General features: G+C 37.9%; 23 protein-coding genes. 3 read left to right on the top strand and 20 right to left on the bottom strand.

Features of this window, described 5'->3' with window-relative positions:
* Positions 1 to 77 precede the first annotated feature (77 nt).
* Positions 78 to 518 carry an Lrp/AsnC family transcriptional regulator gene (locus tag AC1TO6_RS17665; RefSeq protein WP_482102940.1) on the bottom strand — a complete coding sequence of 147 codons (441 nt, stop codon included), beginning with the start codon at positions 516 to 518 and terminating at the stop codon, positions 78 to 80.
* 121 nt (positions 519 to 639) lie between these two features.
* Here AC1TO6_RS17665 and AC1TO6_RS17660 point away from each other — a divergent pair, with 121 nt between their 5' ends.
* Complete coding sequence (locus AC1TO6_RS17660) at positions 640 to 1,185, top strand: cysteine hydrolase family protein (RefSeq protein ID WP_482102939.1); 546 nt, start codon at positions 640 to 642, stop codon at positions 1,183 to 1,185.
* Between the two features lie 142 nt (positions 1,186 to 1,327).
* Here the strand turns inward: AC1TO6_RS17660 and AC1TO6_RS17655 are convergent, their stop codons facing one another.
* The 19 genes from AC1TO6_RS17655 to AC1TO6_RS17565 form a co-directional block, all read right to left on the bottom strand.
* Positions 1,328 to 1,891 carry a beta-class carbonic anhydrase gene (locus AC1TO6_RS17655; RefSeq protein WP_482102938.1) on the bottom strand — a complete coding sequence of 188 codons (564 nt, stop codon included), beginning with the start codon at positions 1,889 to 1,891 and terminating at the stop codon, positions 1,328 to 1,330.
* 289 nt (positions 1,892 to 2,180) lie between these two features.
* Entirely contained in the window at positions 2,181 to 2,402 is a 222-nt protein-coding gene (locus tag AC1TO6_RS17650; RefSeq protein WP_482102937.1) for a hypothetical protein, read from the bottom strand.
* Positions 2,403 to 2,494: 92 nt separating this feature from the next.
* Complete coding sequence (locus tag AC1TO6_RS17645; protein WP_482102936.1) at positions 2,495 to 4,912, bottom strand: heavy metal translocating P-type ATPase; 2,418 nt, start codon at positions 4,910 to 4,912, stop codon at positions 2,495 to 2,497.
* 73 nt (positions 4,913 to 4,985) lie between these two features.
* On the bottom strand, positions 4,986 to 5,192 hold the full coding sequence (gene copZ, locus AC1TO6_RS17640; protein ID WP_482102935.1) for a copper chaperone CopZ: 207 nt from the start codon (positions 5,190 to 5,192) through the stop codon (positions 4,986 to 4,988).
* A gap of 237 nt (positions 5,193 to 5,429) precedes the next feature.
* Positions 5,430 to 5,630 carry a copper chaperone CopZ gene (gene copZ / locus AC1TO6_RS17635; RefSeq protein WP_482102934.1) on the bottom strand — a complete coding sequence of 67 codons (201 nt, stop codon included), beginning with the start codon at positions 5,628 to 5,630 and terminating at the stop codon, positions 5,430 to 5,432.
* A gap of 84 nt (positions 5,631 to 5,714) precedes the next feature.
* A complete protein-coding gene (locus AC1TO6_RS17630) occupies positions 5,715 to 6,011 on the bottom strand; it encodes a metal-sensitive transcriptional regulator (RefSeq protein WP_482102933.1) in 297 nt (98 codons plus the stop codon).
* Between the two features lie 347 nt (positions 6,012 to 6,358).
* Entirely contained in the window at positions 6,359 to 6,601 is a 243-nt protein-coding gene (locus AC1TO6_RS17625) for a hypothetical protein (protein ID WP_482102932.1), read from the bottom strand.
* A gap of 133 nt (positions 6,602 to 6,734) precedes the next feature.
* The gene (gene cydC / locus AC1TO6_RS17620) at positions 6,735 to 8,462 is read right to left on the bottom strand and encodes a thiol reductant ABC exporter subunit CydC (RefSeq protein WP_482102931.1); all 1,728 of its coding nucleotides are present in this window, start codon (positions 8,460 to 8,462) and stop codon (positions 6,735 to 6,737) included.
* On the bottom strand, positions 8,459 to 10,189 hold the full coding sequence (gene cydD / locus AC1TO6_RS17615; protein WP_482102930.1) for a thiol reductant ABC exporter subunit CydD: 1,731 nt from the start codon (positions 10,187 to 10,189) through the stop codon (positions 8,459 to 8,461). The genes cydC and cydD overlap by 4 nt, the downstream gene beginning before the upstream one ends.
* Before the next feature lie 91 nt (positions 10,190 to 10,280).
* Complete coding sequence (gene cydS, locus AC1TO6_RS17610; RefSeq protein ID WP_482102929.1) at positions 10,281 to 10,391, bottom strand: cytochrome bd oxidase small subunit CydS family protein; 111 nt, start codon at positions 10,389 to 10,391, stop codon at positions 10,281 to 10,283.
* Positions 10,392 to 10,396: 5 nt separating this feature from the next.
* Positions 10,397 to 11,419: a cytochrome d ubiquinol oxidase subunit II gene (locus tag AC1TO6_RS17605; protein ID WP_482102928.1), complete on the bottom strand. Its 1,023-nt coding sequence runs from the start codon at positions 11,417 to 11,419 to the stop codon at positions 10,397 to 10,399.
* On the bottom strand, positions 11,416 to 12,765 hold the full coding sequence (locus AC1TO6_RS17600; RefSeq protein WP_482102927.1) for a cytochrome ubiquinol oxidase subunit I: 1,350 nt from the start codon (positions 12,763 to 12,765) through the stop codon (positions 11,416 to 11,418). Before AC1TO6_RS17600 ends, AC1TO6_RS17605 begins: the two co-directional genes overlap by 4 nt.
* Positions 12,766 to 13,170: 405 nt before the next feature.
* Positions 13,171 to 14,607, bottom strand: coding sequence for a DHA2 family efflux MFS transporter permease subunit (locus tag AC1TO6_RS17595; protein WP_482102926.1), 1,437 nt, complete (start codon positions 14,605 to 14,607; stop codon positions 13,171 to 13,173).
* A 155-nt stretch (positions 14,608 to 14,762) separates the two neighbouring features.
* A complete protein-coding gene (locus AC1TO6_RS17590; protein WP_482102925.1) occupies positions 14,763 to 15,236 on the bottom strand; it encodes a DinB family protein in 474 nt (157 codons plus the stop codon).
* Between the two features lie 167 nt (positions 15,237 to 15,403).
* A complete protein-coding gene (locus tag AC1TO6_RS17585; RefSeq protein ID WP_482102924.1) occupies positions 15,404 to 16,381 on the bottom strand; it encodes a 2-hydroxyacid dehydrogenase in 978 nt (325 codons plus the stop codon).
* 280 nt (positions 16,382 to 16,661) lie between these two features.
* Positions 16,662 to 16,814 (bottom strand): Fur-regulated basic protein FbpA, encoded by a 153-nt coding sequence (gene fbpA, locus AC1TO6_RS17580; protein ID WP_482102923.1) that lies wholly within the window; start codon positions 16,812 to 16,814, stop codon positions 16,662 to 16,664.
* Between the two features lie 159 nt (positions 16,815 to 16,973).
* Positions 16,974 to 17,594: a DUF3885 domain-containing protein gene (locus AC1TO6_RS17575; protein WP_482102922.1), complete on the bottom strand. Its 621-nt coding sequence runs from the start codon at positions 17,592 to 17,594 to the stop codon at positions 16,974 to 16,976.
* A gap of 281 nt (positions 17,595 to 17,875) precedes the next feature.
* Positions 17,876 to 19,297, bottom strand: coding sequence for a YcdB/YcdC domain-containing protein (locus AC1TO6_RS17570; protein WP_482102921.1), 1,422 nt, complete (start codon positions 19,295 to 19,297; stop codon positions 17,876 to 17,878).
* Positions 19,298 to 19,440: 143 nt separating this feature from the next.
* Positions 19,441 to 20,079 (bottom strand): 2OG-Fe(II) oxygenase, encoded by a 639-nt coding sequence (locus AC1TO6_RS17565; RefSeq protein WP_482102920.1) that lies wholly within the window; start codon positions 20,077 to 20,079, stop codon positions 19,441 to 19,443.
* Positions 20,080 to 20,499: 420 nt separating this feature from the next.
* Between AC1TO6_RS17565 and AC1TO6_RS17560 the strand changes: the two genes are divergently transcribed.
* Both AC1TO6_RS17560 and speB read left to right on the top strand, forming a co-directional pair.
* Positions 20,500 to 21,861 (top strand): sigma-54 interaction domain-containing protein, encoded by a 1,362-nt coding sequence (locus AC1TO6_RS17560; protein WP_482102919.1) that lies wholly within the window; start codon positions 20,500 to 20,502, stop codon positions 21,859 to 21,861.
* Positions 21,862 to 21,990: 129 nt separating this feature from the next.
* Positions 21,991 to 22,980 carry an agmatinase gene (speB, locus tag AC1TO6_RS17555; RefSeq protein ID WP_482102918.1) on the top strand — a complete coding sequence of 330 codons (990 nt, stop codon included), beginning with the start codon at positions 21,991 to 21,993 and terminating at the stop codon, positions 22,978 to 22,980.
* The last annotated feature ends 330 nt before the right edge of the window (positions 22,981 to 23,310 follow it).

The following is a 23,310-nucleotide window of genomic DNA, read 5'->3' as shown; positions in this document are numbered from 1 at the left end:
ACCTACTTAAAAATTCGCTATCTCATTAGATAGCGAATTTTTATTTTATATTCAAATCACTGGCCGTACTCATTTTATCATGTAGCAGTCAATGGATTTTGTAGTTTAATCTCTTGTATCGATAAATGTAAAGTATAGTTCCCATACTCGAGAATTTCATTAAGAAAAAGATTCAATTTTTCTTGAGAATTAACTTTTATTTTTAAATGGTAACAGGCTTCTCCCGATACGCGGTGAGCTTCAACTACCTCATTTCGATCATTCATTAATCGTATAAACGAATCATGGTCTGCCGTTTTCATATAAATAATGACAAAGGCTGTATAAGAAAATCCTAATTTCATTTCATCAACTAGTAGAGTGTAAGCTTTAATTACACCACTTTCCTCAAGTTTTTTAATACGATTCCCTACTGCTTGTCCCGTCATATGAATTTGTTCCCCTAAGTCTTTCCATTGAATACGTGAATTTCCGGATAGTAACCGAAGGATCTGAAAATCAATGTTATCAAGTTCCATAATACATTCCTTTCACCATGAATTTTTTTGAGCTAAAAGTGTTTCGTCAACTTATCGATAAAAATCAATATACGGTTTATGATTATAGTGTAACAAAATACTGTAAATGAGGTGGAGAATAATGAGCACAGCTCTAATTATTGTAGATATACAAAATGACTATTTCTCAAATGGAAAGATGGAGTTAGTTAATCCAGATAAAGCGGCTGCGAATGCTGCGAAAGTTCTTGAATCGTTTAGACAGAACAACAAAGAAAACATTTTCCATGTTCAACATATCGCAGCTGATCCAGCATTAGGATTCTTCCTTCCGGATACGGAGGGTGCTGAAATACATGAAACGGTTCAACCTTTGGAAAACGAAAGCATCATCATCAAACATTTCCCTAACAGCTTTTTACAGACGGAATTAGAAAGCAAATTAAAAGAAAAAGGTATTACCAAGGTAGTGGTTGTAGGAATGATGACGCATATGTGTATCGATGCAACAGTCAGAGCTGCAGTGGATCTAGGCTATGAAACTACACTTATTGAAGATGCATGTGCGACACGAGAATTATCTTATCAAGATAAGGTCGTTCCAGCAGAACAAGTCCATTATGCATTTGTCGGCGCGCTTAATGGTATGTATTGCGCTGTAACTTCGACTGAGGATTTCCTGCAATAAAACTAACACAATCTTAAAGAACAAATAAATGTAAAAGGCATTTGAGAACGATTTTATTCTCAAATGCCTTTTACTTATTTCGTTTTCCGGAAACAATCATCAGATAGTAGTCGGAGAACTCTAATTCTCTTTTCAGTGTGATTTATACAGTAACAGCGTCCTTTACTACCACATCTAATTTACCTGTTTCCGGGTCAATTACCAAGCCATGGACAGGTGTACCAATTGGGAGAAGGGGATGTTTCTTAATCATATTCACGCTATTACGAACGCTATCTTCTACATTTTCAAAACCTGCTAGCCATTTCTCGATATTAATTCCGGCAAACTCCAATGTGTCAAGTGTTTGTTTAGAAATTCCTCCTTCTTGCATTTTCTTAATCGTTTCAAATGAATTTATATTGTCCATACCACACCCATGATGCCCTATTACACAAACCTCGCTTGCTTTTAGTTCATACAATGCCACAAGAATACTTCTCATGGCACTGCCAAATGGGTGGGAAATAACGCCACCCGCATTTTTGATAAGTTTAACATCCCCATTATGTAGATTCATAGATTGAGGTAAGAGTTCAATTAACCTTGTATCCATACAGGTGACAATCACCATTTTTTTGTTCGGGAATTTTGTTGTACGGAACTCCTCATATTTTTTGTCTTTAACAAATTGTTCATTGTATTCTAAAACACTATCAATCATCATATAAAACCTCTCCTAACTTCATATATAATTATTTTCAGCATATCATTGATTCATTATATATTGGTGATCAAAGGTACTTATCTCAAAGAAACTTTCCCTTTGGCTACAATAACAACACCCGCTTTTTTCAATAAATTCCCGACTTCACAGCCTCTATCTGCCCCTTCGATTGCCCTATGTGCAGATTGAACCTGATTTTCTGTTGCATCGGCGGATAAAACGATTTGTGGATGGTGGGTAAAAGTAAACCCTTCATCGGATATCGTTGCCTCAGAATTTACTGTAAGTTCTACGACTGGTAGTTTTCTAGTTTCAGCATAAAAGTAAGCGTTGCTATATAGCAAGTTGTTGCTGAAGAAACTAATAGCTCACTTGGATTTGCGCCGTTCCCACTGCCTCCCTTAGATGCTGGAATAGCGATTTTTGTATCCAAATACTCTGCTTTAAGCGTCCCATACCCTGTTATTCCGCCATCCCAACCAGCAATCACATTTGTTTTCATATCAGCCATCGTTACCATTCCTCCATTGAAATGAATTAGTATTATGTAAACAGTAGAGTAAACTACGTAGAACGCAGTTTACTCTACTGTTGATAGTTGTTTCACTTTCCTAATTTGACTCTTTGTAAACGTAAAGCGTTTAATACGACCGACACGGAACTAAATGCCATCGCTGCACCAGCAACCCAAGGAGCGAGTAACCCGATTGCTGCAATGGGAATCCCAAGCGTATTGTAGCCAAATGCCCAAAATAAGTTTTGTTTAATATTGCGCATGGTTTTGCGACTCATAATGATTGCATCGGCAATACTGTTTAAATCCCCGCGAATGAGTGTCACATCAGCAGCTTCCATCGCTATGTCAGTCCCTGTACCAATGGCCATCCCAATATTGGCTGTTGCAAGGGCTGGAGCATCATTGATACCGTCACCGACCATCGCTACTTTTTTACCGGCCACTTGCAGTTTTTTCACTTCTTCTGCTTTACCTTCAGGAAGTACTTCAGCAATAATTGCGTCAACGCCTACCTCTTTCCCGATTGCTTGTGCCGTTCGCTCATTATCACCTGTCATCATGATGACTTTGATGCCCATTTCTTGTAAGCGGCGTACAGCTTCACGGGATGTATCTTTAATCGTATCCGCTACAGCAACTAGCCCAGCGTATTGACCATTAATGGTAGCTAACATCGCCGTTTTACTATCGCTTTCTAATTTTTCCATCGCTGGAAGAATCGATTGGATGTCTATGCCATATTGTTGCATAAGTTTACGTGTACCAATGACAACAGCTTGACCTGAAACGGTTGCTTGCACACCATAACCCGGGATCGCTTCGAAAAATTGGACTTTCCCAAGTTCAATGCCTTTATCTTGAATACCTTGCACAATTGCTTCCGCTAATGGGTGCTCGGATTGTTTTTCTGCTGCACCGATCAGTGATAAAAATTGCTCTTCATCTTGCCCATTTCCTACTAAAACATCCGTTAGTACAGGTTTACCATGTGTGACAGTACCCGTTTTATCAACTACAACCGTGTCAATTCTTTGTGTCTGCTCTAAGTGCTCGCCGCTTTTGAATAAAATTCCAAATTCAGCTGCACGGCCAGAGCCTGCCATAATGGACGTTGGTGTTGCAAGACCAAGCGCACATGGACACGCAATGACCAGTATCGTAATAAAAACTTCTAATGCCGGCGTTACTTCGCCTGGTCGAACCCATAAAAACCAAACCAGGAATGAGACGATCGCAATCCCTACAACGATTGGCACAAAAACGCCTGAAATCTTGTCCGCTAACCGCTGGATTTCCGCTTTTGAACCTTGCGCATCTTCAACGACTTTAATAATTTGTGCTAATGCTGTATCGCGTCCAACTTTTGTTGCTTTCATTTGAATAAAACCATTTTTATTGATTGTTGACCCGAATAATAGGTCACCTTGCTTTTTATCGATTGGAAGACTTTCCCCCGTTAACATCGATTCATCGACAGCTGTATGACCTTCTAGTACTTCACCGTCAACCGGGATTTTTTCACCGGGCTTCACTAAAATGGTGTCCCCGATCTTGACTTCTTCTAATGGTATTTCTTTTTCTACACCGTCACGCACAACGGTCGCGGTTTTCGCTTGTAAACCCATTAATTTTTTAATCGCTTCCGATGAGCGTCCTTTTGCTTTTGCTTCAAATAATTTCCCTAAAATAATGAGTGTAATGAGTACCGCACTTGTTTCAAAATAAAGATGCGGTGCATGTTGGGTACCGGCCGTGACTATTGCCTGATACACACTGTAAAAGTAAGCTGCGGATGTACCCATCGCAACGAGTACATCCATATTTGCACTGCCATTACGCAGTGATTTATAAGCACCGACGTAAAACTGTTTTCCGATTATAAATTGTACCGGTGTAGCAAGCGCCATTTGGAACCACGGGTTCATTAAAATATCCGGTAGATACAGGAACGATGTAAATGAAAAATGCCCTACCATCGTCCATAATAAAGGCAACGATAAAATGACTGAAATAATGAATTTACGTTGCTGGTCTTTAATTGCTTTTTCACGGTGATCTACCTGCTCTTTATCCCCCTGCTTTTGATGTGCATGGTAACCAAGCTTCTCTACTTTTGTAATAATGTCTGCAATCGTCACTTCTGAGGGATTAAATTCGATTGTTGCCCTTTCAAGCGCTAAATTGACGTTCGCGGAAGCAACACCATCCATTTTATTTAATCCTTTTTCAATACCTGTCGCACACGCTGCACAAGTCATTCCGGTAATATCAAATTCTGCTTTTTGTTTCACAACACCATAGCCGAGTGCTTCGATTTTCTTTTCAAAATCGGCTTCACTCAGTTTTGACGGGTCATATTTAATCGATGACTTTTCTAGTGCCAAGTTGACGTTTGCTTGCTCGACACCATCCATTTTGTTTAACCCTTTTTCAATACGTGTCGCACACGCCGCACAAGTCATACCTGTAATTTGGATACTCGCTTCTTTTACTCCAATACTCATGATGCTTTCCACCTCCTTCATACCTATACGGGGTATATCCAATTGAGAATAAGAGAGTGTTTTGGAAGCACTCTTATTCTACTTCATATCCTTGATCTTCAATCGTTTCTTTAATTGTATCAAGTGATACTTGTGATTCATTAAAAAATACTTCTACTTGAGCATCGTCTAATTTTACGTTTACTTGGCTAACACCTGCTAATTCACCAACGCTTCCCTCGATTTTATTTACACAATGCCCACATGACATTCCCTCTACCTTTAATGTAATATTCCCCATGTTTTTTCTCTCCTTTAAGGTAAATATTTATCAATATGAATCAATTTCATATTCGCACAAGCTAAACAAGTAATGCCGTTAATTTGCAATGTTTTTTCCGTTGTTGCCATTTGCACCTCCCTAAATACCGGGGTGGGGTATATAATTTTGAAAAAGAAAGATTATACCTATAAGTACAATCATATCCACCACTTTATATGCCCCACATGGTGTAGCAGAAATTCTGTTGTCTATTTGTTAAGCAAGATCATAACCTTGATCTTCAATTGTTTCTTTAATTTTACCTAATGTCGCTGCATTGTCGAATTCCACTGCAACTTCATTGTTGTTAAGGTCTACTTTAACTGCGGAAACACCTACTAGTTCCCCGACATTCGTTTCGATTGAATTCACACAGTGATTACATGACATACCTTCTACTTTTAAGATTTCTTTCATATTAAACGCCTCCTGTTTTGTTGTTATTATTAACCTACCATACCCCCTACAGGTATGTCAATAACAAAGGTACTTTTATACTTTTTATTTTGTCATTGTTTTCATGACACTCATTAACTCTTGAATTGCATCATCACCATTTTCTTCTTTTATCGCTTTTACGACACAATGATGTGTATGATCCTCTAGCAAAGCCAAGGAAACTTTGTTTATCGCCGATTGGATTGCGCTAATTTGATGTAAAATGTCTACACAATAACGGTCATTCTCAACCATTTGATGAACACCTCTCACTTGTCCCTCAACACGTTTTAATCGATTAAGAAGCTGTTGCTTATTTGGTTGAACAGTTGTTTTTGATGTTTTTGGTGTTTCTGACATGTCCTTCACTCCTTATAGTTTACTGATACCCCGTACCCCTATATTACCACTTTGATTTAAGAAGTGCAATTCATAAGTCATGGTCAATATAGGGTATATTATTTTCGGCAAGAAACGCTTTGACTACGTTCGATTGATTCTATTTGAAATCAAATGAAACAAGGCAAAATAAAAAACCCTTGATATACAAGGGTTTTGATACCATATGAAATCCGTTGATTTCTATATAGGGAGGTGGCGGGAGTCGAATCCGTATCCTACTTGATTTGATTATTTTATGCTGAAAAAGCTCCACATGTCTTTGCCATGTTGCGAAATGGAAATTCTATCTCAAAATTCACTGGTATTCATAATGATTTTTTATTAGTTAGCTTATCTTTCAATTCGCCAATCTTATCTCGTGCTTGCCCTTTATACTTGTCAACTTTGTCACTATCCATTGCTGCGCCGATTTTGTCTTTCACTTCACCAATTTTATCCTGTGCTTGCCCTTTGTACTTGTCAACCTTGTCACTATCCATTGCTGTATCGACTTTATCTTTGGCTTTGTTAACAGCACCTTTTACTTTGTCGGAAAAATTGTTGAACATACGAAAACCCCCACTGTCTTGTTTATTTAACTATATACCTGACGTCCATTTTAGTAAATTCTAAAGGAACTCCGCTAGATATTAAATCATAATAAGTATGTTTCTAAAAAATGATACCTGGAATATGCCAAGTTTAGTTAACTAGAAACACGCTCTGTTCAATTTGTTTCAATTCATAGAAGTAACCTTTTTTATCCATCAATTCTTCGAATGTTCCCGCCTCGACTATGGTTCCATGGTCCATCACAATGATTTGATCCATCTTCTCTAATCCTGTTAAGCGATGGCTAACGACAATAACAGTATCCTCTTTTGCTTTTTCAAATAAATAGCCCATGATATGTGCCTCGGTTAATGCATCAATGGATGAGGTTGGCTCATCTAATAGCCACAAAGGTGATTTTATGAGCAGGGCTCGGGAAATAGCGAGACGTTGTTTTTCTCCACCCGAAAGATTCTCCCCTTTTTCCAAGACTTTATCATCTAAAGAAAAGTGTCCAAGCTTCACCTGTTCCAACATGTCTTCCATTTCTGTGTCACTTAATCCATCACTGGCAAGCAGTAAGTTATCTCGTATGGTTCCATAGAAAAAGTGATTTTCTTGTAAGACTACATTTGTATTTTCCCAAATAGACTCTTGTGATAAATGATCAATCGAATCATTGTTAAAACGAATTTGACCTTGGTCTACATTATAAAATTTTAAAAGCAACTGCAATAACGTTGATTTTCCAGAACCACTTGGACCGACTATGGCTGTTTTCGAACCAGCTGGAAATGTTGTAGTTACATTTGTTAACGTATTACGTGTTTCATCTGGAAAAGCAAAAGTTACATCCTTCACTTCAATCGAAGGGATCCCTTGAATAGAACGATTTTCAAAAACTTCTTGTGGTTTCTCTTGAACTAAGTCTTTACCAACAACTGCGGTAAGTCTTGACGCAGCTTGCCGACTCTCTTCTAAATAACTTGGGAAAGCTGCCATAGATGTGGTGTTTTCAAATACTGTCAATGAAACCATGACAAACATCGCAAGGTAAATCCCATTTAGTTGACCATCTGCCACTAAATATGCGCCAACACCTAGAACAACCAATGATATGAGAAGCGATAGAAATTTGTTAGCAGCCTGGCTGAACAAGTTATGAATACTTTCACGTTCTTGTTCATCTAAGTAGGCATGTACAGATTGATGCAGTTCGCCTTCTTTTTCTTTTAGTTGCTGGTGTATTTTTAAATCACGAAAGCCATAAAGAAATTCTGTCACTTTGGTAGACAATTCTCCGCGTCTTTGTCTCACCAGTCGATCCACTTTTCGTTGCGTTAATGCAAAAATTGATGGAACGACAAAGGTAGTTACTAGAAGACCGATGAATACGACCAGTGCTACTTCTATTGAAAACAGTGCTGTAAAAAAGATTGTACATAAAAATACTAATAGTAAAACAACCGGTGGGTAAAACACGCGCAAAAAGAAATTTTGTAATGCCTCCACATCACCCACTACTCTAGCAAGAAGATCTCCGCTTCGATATTTGCGGAATATCGTTGGTGCTAATGGTTCTAACCGCTCGTAAAAGGAAACACGCATATTACTTAACATCGTAAATGTCCCTCGATGAGAAAAATAACGTTCTCCGTAGCGACTTAATGCCGATACTATTCCTAAAATCTTAACAGACACAACGATGATCATTAACGTATAAATTGACGGTGTTAAAGCCGCCTTGGAGATCAAATACCCACTGGATGCAAATAAACTAACAGCTGTTATCCCAGATATAAACCCGCAGATAATAGAATAGAAAATATCCTTTTTTTCTACGAATAATATCTTGATAACAAATCCTAAGTTATTCAATTTGCCATCCCTCCTTGTTGAACAGACACCATATTACGATACGTTTCCACCGATTCAAGCAGTTCCTCATGTGTGCCAGTGGCCAAGAGTTCTCCGTTTTCCAAGAAAATAATCTTATCGGCATTTTTAATCGTATGAAGTCTGTGTGCCACTGTAATGACAGCTGAAGCTTTAGAAAGTTCCTTAATAGAAGCTTGCAAAATCTTCTCAGTCCGAAGGTCGAGGCCAGTTGTTGGCTCATCAAACAGAATGACAGATGGACTTTTTAGGAATGCTCTAGCAATGGCAATTCGTTGTTTTTCTCCACCTGAAAGGTCTCTTCCTCCTTCACCAATAGGTGTATCATAGCCCTGTTCAAGTGAAGCCACCAACTCGGAAATTCCAGCCTTTTCAGCAGCTTGTACGATTTCTACTCGAGTCGCATCCAAACGTCCGCCTATCGCAATATTTTCGGCAATTGTTCCTGAAAATAAATATGGGTTTTGTGAAATATAACTTAAACGATCAAACCAATCTTTTTCTTTAAAGTTTGACCTTGGTTTTCCATTAATAAGCATTTCTCCCTCTGAAACTGAAACAAGTCCAGCAATCACATTTAATAGGGTTGATTTCCCAGCGCCAGTTTTACCGACAATGGCTACTTGCTCATTTGGAACAATTTCTAGCTGAATGTTTTTTAATGTAAATGCATCTTCTCCATAAGTAAATCCTGCACCACGCAATTCAATTGTCAGTGGTACTACTCTTTCCAAGCTTTCCGCTCCCCATAAAACAGGTTTCTCTGTCTCAGTTAGTTCATCAGCTAGCTTTTTAGCCGCCCCCATACTTCCCCTACCCGTATGAAAAGCACTGCCTAAGTCTTTCAGTTTTGTGTAAAATTCAGGAGCCAATACCAACATAAAAAATGCAGTTAAAAATGCTAAATCCTGAAAAACGATTAAACGAAGGGCAAGTTCTAGGGCAATGATCCCCATACTCAGCATCGAAATGAATTCCAATACTAAGGAATTTTGAAATGCTACTTTAAGTACTTCCATCGTAGCATCACGAAAATCAAGACTACTTTTTCGTATTGTTTCTTTTTGTTCTTTGGAACGACCAAGTAATTTAAGTGTTGTCAATCCCTGTAACCTATCAAGAAACGCTCCCGAAAAAGCAGCCATTTTATCCAATTGTTCTTCGGATTTGTCCTTTGTTTTGAAACCGATAATCATCATAAAAATCGGAATAAAGGGTGCGGTGATCAAAATAATCAGTCCAGTGGCAATATGTTGTGTGAAGATGACCACTAGAATGATTAGCGGAATGATAGTAGCTTGTATTACTTGAGGAATATAATCGCTAAAGTAACTATCAATTTCATCCACAGTATCCATCATTACACTTACTTTTTTACCAGACTGTCCTTGAAGTGATGATTGCGCTGTGCTATTAGAGAATTTATTTAAAAGGTTTTTTCGAAGATTCCCTTTAACATGTGAAGCCATTTTCACTCCAGTTCTCCCACTCAAATACTGAAGGATTGTTCTTGCGAAAAACGCGAAGAACAATCCTATCAATAGCGGTATAACATCAGAGAATGTTGCATCTTTTAAAAAGATACGATCCACAACAGAGACTAATAAATAACCCTGTCCTACAATTGCAACACTTGTTGTGACAGCAAAAATGACCAAGAGAACCAGCTTTCTTTTCTGTTCTAATGCTAATTCTTTAAGTCCAACCATTGCTTATACCTCCTGAAAAATGAGCTGATTTAGAGAAGTTTCTAAGTAGACAAACTGGAAATCAGAATCCACTACTACTAAACCTTTAACTTTATTTTTCTTTTGTAACAGATCCATCTTTTGGAGCAGCCCAGAACACAACTACGATCGCCGCGAAAATTACGATAAATGGAGCGACAAAGATTAGAAAGTCATTTAGCATTCATCTCACTCCTTTTTCTTCGTTCCTTTGACATAATCTTTATCAAATAAGAAGAGTTTTAATAATAGATAAATTGAAGGTACTAGCAATATCAATCCTAAAATGAACACCACAATTAGTGAAATGGCCATTGCATCATTTGTAAAACCTTCGTGAATCGTTAGATATGGATACAGCAAGTATGGATAAAGGGAAATTCCATATGCATAAAAGGCTAGAGCAAACTGCCCTACTAATAGGCCAACTGCCAATCCATAGTTTTTCCGCTTCCACGTAAGCCATACTGTCCCAATCCATAATAGGAACGATAATCCAAACATCCACCATAAATCTAAAATACGGTCAAAATGTTCCGGATTGTGAGAACTTAATTCGTAAATGATGCCCACTGCCGCAATGATTAAAGGGAAAGCCCAGAACATTGCATATTTACGCATTAAGTTTGTTGCTCCTATATCTTCTGCTTTGTTTGAATACCAGGTTAGGAAAACAGCTGAGATATACAGGACTGCAACGATCGATAAAACGACAATAGACCATGTTAAAGGACTCGTAAACAACGCTCCGTAGTCTAAAACAGGATTACCATCAATCATGGACATAAATCCACCTTCAGAAATGGTAAGAACTATGGATAATGCTGCCGGGACCAATACGCCTGCAATTCCATACATGAAAGCATATCCTTTATGACCTTTTGATCCGTACAGTTCAAATGCATAATACGAACCACGAATAATCATTAAGATTAACGCAATACTCGCTGGAACAAGAAGGACCGTTCCATAATAGAAAGCTGTTTTCGGGAAAAATCCAACAATCCCAACAAAGAAGAATACGAAAAACACATTCGTAACCTCCCAAACTGGAGAAAGGTATCTCTGAATAATTTTTGAAACCACATGTTGTTTACCAGTTATTATACTGAAAGCATTAAAAAATCCTGCTCCAAAATCAATTGACCCCAAGATGACATAACCAAATAGAAATGTCCAAAGTACTGAAATCCCTATTATTTCTAAACTCATGTTGTTTCACCGCCTTGTGCAGCTTCTTGTTGTTCAAGTTCTAGCTCAACTGGATTATTTTTAAACATCCGACGAAGTACGACAATGGTTCCAATTCCTAAAAACAAATACAAGATCCCAAAAAGAATTACCATTAATCCAACATAATCACTGGACGTTGCTGCTTCTTCGATCGTCATTATTCCACGTAGAATCCATGGTTGTCGACCAACTTCAGCCATCCACCAGCCAGCTTCAATCGCAAGAAAGGATAGTGGACCTCCTAGAACAATGAGCCAACGATACCATTTAGATTTCACGAAAGACCATGCTCGTTTGATCCCTATCCAATATACAAGAGAAAGAACTACCATGAATCCTCCAATCGTAACCATTAAATCGAAAAAGTAATGGATAATAAGTGGTGGCGTTTCTTCCTTAGGAAATTGGTCTAATCCGATTACTTCTGAATTCGGATTTCCGTGTGCTAAGATACTGAGTCCATAGGGTATCTTGAGCTCATATTTCACTTTTCCTTCTTCATCCAAAACTCCATACATTAGGAGTGGTGCTCCTTCTTCCGTGTCAAAATGCCATTCGGCTGCTGCTAATTTTTCTGGTTGGTACTCTGCTAAATATTTACCTGAAAAATCTCCGATTAATGCTGCCGCAATGGAAAATACAAGTCCTATTTTCATGGTTAAATAAAGTGCTTTCTTATGATAAACATGTGTCGAACCTTTTATCAATTTGTAAGCTGCAATGGCTGCCAGCATAAACGCAGCTGTCATATACGACGTTGCAAGAACATGGGACACTTTCGTCGGCATCGACGGGGTAAACATTGCTGCAATTGGATTTGGATTTACCAGTTGCCCGTTCACAATATCAAAGCCTTGTGGAGAATTCATAAATGCATTTACTATGGTAATGAATAGCCCTGAAGCGGCCGCACCAAGAACAACAGGAATGAGAAGCATAAAGTGTTTACGTTTATCTTTAAATCGATTTCCCGTATATGCATATATCCCTAAAAAGATGGCTTCAAAGAAGAAGGCAAATACTTCTAAAAATAGAGGCAGTGCTATAATATTTCCTGCCAGTTCCATGAAGTTTGGCCAAAGTAATGAAAGTTGTAATCCAATCGCTGTTCCAGTTACAACACCTACAGCAACAGTGACAGCAAACCCACGTGCCCATCGTTTAGCCATCAAGATATAATGATCGTCTTTTTTCTTAATACCCACCCAATGTGCAATCATGATCAGGAGTGGAACCCCTACCCCTATCGTTGCGTAAATAATGTGAAATGAAAGGGTAAGTAGTGTTAGTACACGACTACCAAATACTGGATCATCAAATAACAATTTCAATCCGCCTCCTTTTACTCAATATCTTTTACAAGCTCAGCTTTGTATATATTATAAAACTTGAGTAACGATAATACTATTTTCATGTTGTAATCCAATTTTAACTGCAATTGAATGCTAGTAGGTGTATATCTTGTGACAGTAACGACGATAATGTGAACACGATCCTTCCTGACGTTTTTAGTGTATGGAGGCAGAGCCATTTTGAGTTAGATAATATAGAAGTAAAATGATCATTAACTGAACCAACTAACTGTTAACCCTCACTGTAATTAAATATAAAAAAACCGAATCTCGGGTCTTTTTTCAAAGAGTCCGAAATTCGGTCGATTGATTAATTTTCAGCACCTAGAGTACGTCTTCCTTCTTTCCCCAAAAACAACCCATCCTGAATAATCAATTCTATAGATCTTTTAGATCGCGTGATGATTTAATAAAGAATGACATAACCAGCCCAACAATAGCAAGTATCAATCCGAAAACAAAAGCAGTTTGAACGCCCGCTGTTAAAGATTCACTAATTGCCGACGAACTAGCTGGATCTGTTAGTTTATTCAAATAAGTAGTTTGTGAAGCTGACATAATTGTAATTGCAACAGCTGTACCGATTGCACCCGATACTTGTTGCAATGTGTTCATCAAAGCAGTTCCATCTGGATATAGGTCTCTTGGAAGTTGATTCAGTCCATTTGTTTGGGCTGGCATCATTACCAAAGAAACACCTATAAAAAGAAATGAATGTAAGAAAACGACAACGAATATGGATGTTGTTGTCGTTAGGTTTGACAAGCTCCACAACATAATTACCATAATAATAAATCCAGGTGTAACGAGTCCCCTTGGTCCGTATTTATCAAAAAGGCGACCCGTTATTGGAGACATGATTCCATTTATGATACCCCCTGGTAAAAGGACAAGTCCCGCCGTAACCGCAGCTAACCCCATGCCAGTCTGCAAGTATAAAGGTAAGAGTATCATTGTAGACAAAATGACCATGAAAGTAACAAAGACACTCAAGACACCCAGAGTAAACATCGGATATTTAAATGCACGCAGGTCTAGCATCGGCGTCTTCATTGTAAGTTGTCTTATGGAGAAGAGAATAAGCGCTATAATACCAATTACAATGGTTGCAACAACGATGGAACTTCCCCATCCTTTTTCTCCAGCGGCACTAAAACCATAAACAATGCCCCCAAAACCAATGGTCGATAAAATAATCGACAGAATATCTATTTTAGGTTTAGTAAGCGTAGAAACATTTTGCATATAAATAATTCCAGCGACTAGTGCAATCCCAAGAAACGGTAGAGTGACCCAGAAAATCCAATTCCAACTTAGATTTTCAATGATTAAACCTGAAAGGGCTGGCCCAATCGCTGGTGCAACCATCATCACCAATCCCATTAGCCCCATGATGGTTCCCCTTTTATTGATTGGGTAGATCAGTAAAATCGTATTAAACATAAGCGGTATCAATAAGCCTGTCCCAATTGCTTGAATCACACGCCCTACAATCAAGACACTAAAAACGGGGGCCGATGCCGCAACAATCGTTCCAATAATAGAAAATATTAATGACGCAATAAACAATTGTCGTGTACTAAACCATTGAATTAAAAGAGCTGAAATGGGAAGTAATATCGCTAAGGTCAATAGAAAACCCGTTGTTAGCCATTGAACGGTGGAAGGAGGTACATCAAATTCCTTCATTAAACCGCCGAGTGCCATATTTAAAGCTGTTTCACTAAATAACCCAATAAACCCTGCAATTAAAAATGATAGCAAAATGGGGGTCGACTTGATAACTTGATTTTGTTGCTGTGCATTTGTTGACATAAATAATTCCTCCAATTAAAAACTAAATCAACCTTGTTTTATTCCATTCTGCTTTGAATGATTAACCGCATCAATTGCTAATTCTTCTTTGCTCTGTACTAAAAACAATCATGATTGCTTAAACAGTCTACCATTTTCTGCTGTCTATTGGCGATTTATTTGGAGGGGATAGATTGATGTATTCGCTTAATCGTCTCAATGTGTAATGCTTCGTGGTAAAAGCTAAACAAAAAGACCTCACCAACTGTGTAAAACGTAATGCCTAACCGGTTTGTAAATGGTGTTGGAATCTTTTCAAGTAAACGTCCTTGAAGAAAATCCTGAATTCTCGTTTTTTGTTTCACTAAGACTTCGGCAATCTCTGTAAATGATGGCGGCGCTTCATTCCATTCTTCTGGTTTCGTTCCTGTACCAAAAAAATTCTCGAAATTTTTCGGAATGTTCATGTCTTCACCTAAAAGTCCAAAGACAAGCTTTTCCTGTACAAATGCAATGTGCCCAAAGTTCCAACGAATAGTGTTGTTAAAACCTTTTGGCATCAAATCCGAAATTTCTTCCGGCATTATCTTCATCGTTTGCTCGGTTATTCCTCGCACTGTTGCCATATGCTGAAAAATTGTTTGTTCCAAGATAAATCCTCTCCCTTTTTAATAATCTTTGTATTGCTATATCGCTGTCTTAGCGTTCTCCTCCAGCTAAAAAGGATTATTTTTTAAAAGTGGAACAAGTATCTAAAGCAATTCGGAATTGTGTTAGAACATGGTTCCATTAATTTCTTTAATAGCGTACGTAAAATTTATCTTCCGACAGGGTCTATGGGTTCCTTCCCCATTAAAACAGCTATTAAATTTTCTGCAGCTCGCATCGCCATTGCCTCTTCTGTTCTCACAGTAGCAGATCCTATGTGAGGGATTGTCACGACATTCGACATTTGAAGTAATGGGTTATGTGGATCCACGGGCTCTTTTTCGAAAACATCCAATCCGGCTCCATGAATAACTCCGTTTTGCAAAGCATGAATTAGCGCTTGTTCATCGACGGTCTGACCGCGAGATACATTTATAAAAACTGCTGACTTCTTCATCAATTTAAATTCCTCTTCACCAATGATTTGGAAAGTTTCAGGCGTAAGGGGTGTCACCAACACGATATAATCGGCACGTGTTAAAAGTGACGTCAAATTACAATACTCCGCGCCATACTTCTCTTCAGCTTCTGGTTTTCTGTTCCGATTATTATAAAGAACATCCATATTAAATCCGAATTTTGCTCTTCTCGCAATTGCTTCTCCGATTCGTCCCATACCAATGATACCTAAAGTGGTACTATGTACATCTATACCATAAATTTCGCGATAATTTGTCGTCGGCTTCCAGCTTCCGCCTTTGACGAATCGATCCAATTCAGTAATACGTCTAGCTGTTGATAAAATAAGGCCAAATGCTAAATCTGCAACCGTCTCATCCAAAACATGAGGCGTATTGGTTCCAATTATATTTCGTTTATTCATAGCTTCTACATCAAAATTATTGTAACCAACAGATACATTACTAATGACTTTTAAATGAGGGGCGTGATTCAGCAGCTCTTCATCAATCCTTCCTACCATACTGCTACCTCCAGTATATAATCCTTCAACATCAGCAATTTCCTTTAGCAGGATATCCCTCGGAGTTCGCCCATCGCCCTGCCATTGTCGAATATCACAATACTCAGCCATAAGATCTTTCACATGTTGAGGTATAGAATATGTTGAATAAACTTTTGGTTTCATTTTGCATTCCTCCTACTAATCAATAGCTTCTAACTCCAGTGTGGCATATTTTACAAATACTAGCACGTAAAATATGATTATGTTTTTTGAAAATGTCCTTTTTAGAGGGCTTTACAATGAGGTACCACCGTAACAGACACAATGACAAACAATTCACACACCTGAATAAACAAAAACATGACATTCGCCAATTTGTCTAGTCTCCATTCTATTATTATGAAATTGACAATCACGCTATACAAAAAAACCGGCTATTGGAATCGATCCAGCCGGTTTGCTTTCATTCAGTGCGTATTATATATGCTTTCATAAGTGCATAAAGCGGAAGTTCATATAATTGTTTATCATATAATTTGAAAACACCTTTTTCCACTAGTCTTTGGATGATTTCTTCTCTTTTCTGGTCCATCTGTGTTTCCTCTATCATTCTCATGCTGATATTACCTCCTTGACGTTGAATCCACGTAATCTATACCCAAAAACACTATTTTTTAAACATACATCTACTTTATGAAAATAGGAATATGGATGAGCAGTTGATTGGAACGCTAGGTACAGATTCTAATATAAAATCATTTATTATGAAATTGACTCAACTAAATACTTTATCAATTTCCTCCCTGTCATAATCTAATATCCAATCATTGTATTCAGTATAAACTTCACGAATTGATTCAGGAGACGTCGCCACCAAATCACAGCCTCTGTCATCATACACATGGAAAATGGTTTCTTTTTTTATATTTAAAAAGTAGACTCTAGGCTTAATTCCCATATCCACATTACTGATAGCCTTTAACAGTGAAATATAATTAATGTCCGAGGTTTTACATTTTAGACTAAAACGCTGTGTTTTGTATTTGCCGTCTTCATTGTCTTCAGGAATTATATAAGGGATTACCTCATGCTGCAATTTATATAAAACAGACTTATCCCGTATATACCGTGAGAAAATGTTCAATTTTCCACGGAATGCCCATTTACCTCCAATGTCATTTACATATACGGCGATAATAATTTCGTCATCTTCTTTATGTAAGGCTTTAAATAAAGTTACAGCTCTTTCATATACACCCTGAAGATAAACATTTTCTTCCTTGTTCTCCCAGTCTACCCCTAGCTCAAACCGGATACCAACATTACAATTGTAAAACAAAGGTGGAGTCAGGACTAAGTTCGGGAAATTAGTTGCCATAAATTTAGTTAACTTCATACTTATTGCTCCTATCACTGTAGACAATCTTTTATTACGTATTATATATGTAGATATAAAGGATCCTGCCAACAACGCTTGGCGCTAGGGGTTGCCTCCCACAATAAGCCGGACAGAAAATCACTGTCAGTCTTATTGCTTCGGCTACCCCAGTAGACGCCTGCGCTGGAGATTATATATAAATATTAGTTCAACTTATATAATTAGAATAAATCCCAATTTACATCCTTCGGCGCTTGGGTCCATACTCTTTTTCCCCGATGTCAACACTACGGATACACCTACTTAGCCAGTATAAGTTCCCCAGTTAACCCATCAATATACCAAATCTTTTTTTCGGAATTCCGATGGCACGCTTGATAAACTAGAATATACGACTCCGTTTCATTATCGTATTCGGGTTTCCAGGCTAACTCGAAATCCAATTGGCTTAAAAATAGTTCACGCGCTTTTGCTTTAGATATAGCCGCTTCAGATGGGATTTGTTTTAGCTGTTCCAAGTCAAAACTCGGTCCATTGTAATGATCGATGAGCCCTGTAGAGCGACTGACGGAAACCAGGAACCTGCTACTCTCGATATGTATACCATGACCGTTATGCATAGAAATTGTAAATGTTTCCCTGGGTGAAGCCAGATTTTCTTCTTCGTCTTCAACTTCGCTGACAATCAGTTGCATATATTTAAAGTAATCCGGTACTACCTGTTGTAGAAACTCAATGCATTTTTGAAAACATTTTTCACGGCTAAGTCGGAGGTCGCCTTGTCGTTCTTTAAACCACATGAAGCTTTTAACATTGCCTGTTTCCTTTGAAATGAAGGCTTTAGCCGTATCTTCTGTATGTCTAATGAAAAATCCGTTTATTGATAAATCCTGTTCTTTCATCTCCCAGTCCCGATCGCGCCAGACAATACCGGTTTCATTCTGCATATCCACTTCACGAATTACTTCCATTCGCTCCGTAATTCCTATGATTTCTTCATTAGTCAACTCTTTCCTTACCCCCTTACTTGAGGCTGATGTGAGTGAGATATAGATTTCCGGATCATCTTCATCGTGTATTATCGATAAGGTCGGTTCCAAAACGTCCGCTTTATAGTTCAGGAAAAATGGTTCGGGTTCATACACAAGACGAAGCCCATCTTCCGCAACATCGTGGATGGCCGAAAGTACATTTGCGATTGTCAGTTGGAAATCCAGTCTGTCACTTACATGTCTAACCAATTTTTCAATTGAAATCATTGCTGATGGTATACTCGGAACTGGTTTCTTGCCGTAATAGTTAAACCCACTACTCTTTCCTGTCGGGTCAATGTCGACAAAACAACCTGTGTACTCCAAGGGCAAGTCCATAACTAATTGTTCATAACAAAAACGAACTGTTTGGGAAAACGCTTCTGCTTTAGTAAAAGTAAACTCTTTCAATGCATCGGGATAATGACTAATTATGAATCGCTCTGCTCTATTCTTTTTTTCTAGCTCACTTAATGAATCCTCACCAGAATATTCTGCGTCGCAGTCAATCGATAATCTTATCAAATTCCCCGCACAGTCTAGCTCGATACTAATTCCTTCATCTTTTTCATCGTTTGCCCATGCAAACATGACCTCTTTCCCATCTATATATTCCTCTATAACAGGTTGAAAATGAGTAGGTATGTCAACTATCCCCATTGCCCGTTTTTTTAATTCTTCTCGTAACAAACAATCCACCTCCCTATTCATTAAAACATCTCTTATGTTTAATACGTACTAGGAGATTGATAAGTTCCCAAAATTGGAATAAAAAAGGCACGAGATTCTAACGCAATTCAAAATCGTGTTAGAAACTCGTACCATTCACTTTTTCACCTTATTTTTTGTTTCCTCATCCATTGCGTTGCAACCCACTTTTCACCAGATATAACTGGTGCTCCAGCATGCAAAGTTAACTCGTTTAAATCTTCATCACTATAGAAATACTCAAAGTAAACCGCCATACCCTTTTTTGGCGTTACTGAAAGATTCAGTTTAGGGAAGGTAGTTTCTCCACCTTGTTCTACATCATTTAAGTACATAATGAGCGTACTAATTCTATTGTTTTTTGCCGCTTGACTTGTTGATGAAAAAAAATCATGATGCGCTTTATATTCTTGACCAGGCGTATACTGAAGAATTTGCATACCTTCTCCGTGTTCAATAGGTATATTCATAATAGTAGAGACTCTTTTTTCAACCTTAGCTACAATTTCATTTTCACTTTCTTGAAAAAACATACTACTACTGGTTCTCAGTTCATTTACGTCATGTGTTGACCCGATTTTTGAACGTTGCAGTTTGTCCTTTGACAATCTGATTAGTTCATCGCATTCTTCGTTACTTAATACATTGCCTAAAATCACTATCAATGGCTCTTCTATTCTAGTGATGATGTCAATCTCTCTGTCTGTTATTATTTTACTTCCATCGTGACCAAATATCGATTGTTCCTTATTCTCCGTAATCATCTTCAAACGACCCCTTATACAATTTGATTTTCAAAACGAGTGCGTTTATTAGTAATGATTATTCGTGTTAATGGTCTTCTTTCGATTAATGTACTGAATATTCAAGAGTGTATTTTAATGCCTTCTACTCCGAACACTTTATTTTATCACACAATTTTAGCATATCGCAAATTTATAAAAATAGCTTTATATAAGGCTGTGTCCATAACTCTTTGACTGCTATTCTCACATTTAAGCACCTCTCCAGTGAATTTATTGAACAACAAAAACACTGAGAATCCAGTGATGTATTTCCAGTGTTTTGTCATACTAACCTTCCCTAGATATGAAACAGTGTTTTCATATCTACCATTACATTCTTGTTGAATAGTTAGTCAATTCAGAGTAGTATGTAATCATAATTGACTAGGGGGAATATGAATGGCTCCACTACAACAAAACCATCTGATTTTAGAAAGTATTATTAAATATTCTTTCGATGAAATCTTTGTAACCGATGCAGCTGGTACCATTACTTTTTCAAGTGAGAGCTTTAAAAACTTCTTCGGAATTGATGCTAAAGATATTATAAATCAAAATGTCTTTGCGCTAGAAAAACAAGGGATCTTATCTCCCTCAATTACGGGAAAAGTACTGAAAACAAAAAGAGTTGAAACGATGGTACAAGAAACGTCAATGGGAAGAAAAATAGTAGTCTCCGCTTATCCGATTTTTGATGATCTACAGCAATTACAAGGAGCCATTAGTTTCTCAAGAGACATTACTGAACTTGATTATCTAAAAAAGACAAATGACGAAGTTGCTAAAAGAATGGTTTTATATGAAAGAGAAATTGAAAAGATAAAAGATTCACAGTCCCCCCTTTCCCACAGTGACTCCGGTAAAATGAGGCATGTTTTCAGCATTGTCGAAAAGGTGTCTAACCTAGACGTTTCCGTTTTACTTCAAGGAGAATCAGGAGTTGGAAAAAACTACATAGCACAGAAAATCCATCAAACTTCCAATCGGAAAACCGAGCCTTTTATTGAAGTAAACTGTGGTGCCATTCCCGAATCCTTAATTGAATCAGAGTTATTTGGCTATGAAGAAGGCGCTTTTACTGGCGCAAGAAAAGGTGGAAAAAAAGGTTATTTTGAAGCTGCTGGGAAAGGCACAATATTACTTGATGAGATTTCTGAGCTACCTCTTAATCTCCAAGTTAAGCTTTTGTCTGTACTTCAAAATCGTACTGTACAACGGGTAGGTGGAAATTTAATCATTCATCTAAACTGTCGAATCATCTGTGCAACGAACCAAGATTTACAACAACTTATTGAGGAAAAACGATTTAGGGAAGACTTATATTATCGCATTAACGTCATCAAGATTGCTATTCCACCTTTGCGTGAACGAAGAGATGAAATAAATATACTCACATCAGAACTGTTACATGAATTCAATGAAAAGCACAACCTACAAAAAGAGCTTTCTACAACGATGATCTCTTGGCTAAGTAAACAGGAATGGCCGGGTAACATTAGGGAACTACGAAATTTCATAGAACGTATTTTAATTACTTCAAATGACAGGATTGTTGATGTCGACCAAGTTGGCATTGCTTCTGCACAACAAGAGGATATGACGTTAGATCAATATATCGGAATGATTGAAGGAGATTATATTAATCGGATGTATGAAAAGTACCCAAGCAGCACTAAGTTGGCTAAAAAATTAGGAATTAGTCAATCTACCGCCAATCGAAAAATCAATCAATATATAGCGAGCCAGCTTAGTCAGAGTTGACTAGGCCGACTCGCAGAACCCACTCTCTTGGTGTTGGCATGGAACTTGCAATACTGTATAGCATCAAGAAACAAGCGCTTTCATAGCCCTCTTTCTTGAAAATACTATAGAACACGAGGAGGAACTATGATGAATAATCAAAATGAAAAACAATTTCTTAACCTACCGTTTACAGGTATTTGCTCGTTTGGGAAATACCCGATTTGTACAAGTCTGGATGAACTAGACGCAGATGTGGCGGTTATCGGTGTTCCCTACGATATGGGAACACAATGGAAATCAGGAACTAGAATGGGTCCACGTGGAATGCGAGAAGGTTCTACATTATATAGTTTCGGATTAGAAGGTGCCTATGATATTGAAAAAGATATTATGTACTTAGGTCCCGACTATAAAGTAGTCGATTGCGGAGATGTAGATATCGTACATGGTGATTTGGAACAGAGCTTCGACAATGTTGAAGAATCTATTAGAAAGATTGTATCCAAAGGAGCAATTCCAGTCGTAATGGGTGGAGACCATTCTATTACCATTCCTGTAGGTAGAGCGTTGGATTCCATTGGGTCGTTCCACGTCATTCAAATAGATGCACATTTGGATTGGGCAGATCATCGCTCGGGACAAAGATACGGACATGGTAGCACGCTCCGTCGTCTAGCGGAAATGGACTACGTCGACAAAATGTTCCAATTCGGAATCCGTGGAATTAGTAGTAGTAAAAAAGAAGATGTAGATGCCGCTCGGGAATATGGCAGTGTGATTTTATCTCCACGCGAAATGAGAAAAATGAGCATTGAATCTGTACTAGACCTAATTCCTGAAGGCGATAATTATTATGTAACAATTGATATCGACGGATTAGACCCATCGTTGGCACCCGGAACAGGCACTCCTTCTCCCGGAGGATTGTACTATGATGAAGTGAATGAATTGTTAGAAGGTATTGCAAAAAGAGGAAATGTCATCGGTTTTGATTTAGTCGAAGTCTCTCCTCCATATGATCCAACTGGAATTACCAGTCAAGTAGGAGCAAGACTCATTCTAGATTTCATCAGTTTCATTTTAAAAGAACAAGAAAATAGTCCGGAGCTAGTTTCGGCTATGCACGCAAATAAGTAAATGTAAATTTGATCATGTAGAGGAGAGTGTTCGCACCTTCCTCTATAATGTTATATCGACTCATAGATTTTGAAACAAAAGAAGAATCTCCTTGCCTATGTCAACCTTTTTCACATTCGTTTTCGTCCCTAATACCTGGATATTTCCAACTATACTTATCTCAACTAACAACTCGATTCAATAAACCGAAAAGTTAGGAGAGACCTTAGCCCTAAAAGCAAAGCCTAAAAGAAACGTGTGGGTAAACATAGAATTTAACCATTTCTTCATTATAAGAATTGGAAGCGCTTTCCCTAGCAAACACAGAAAAAGACGTATACAAAATTAGAG

Source organism: Sporosarcina sp. Y352, from assembly GCF_056786535.1.
Note: the sequence above shows the minus strand (reverse complement) of the source record. Positions and strands in the feature narration are given on the sequence as shown.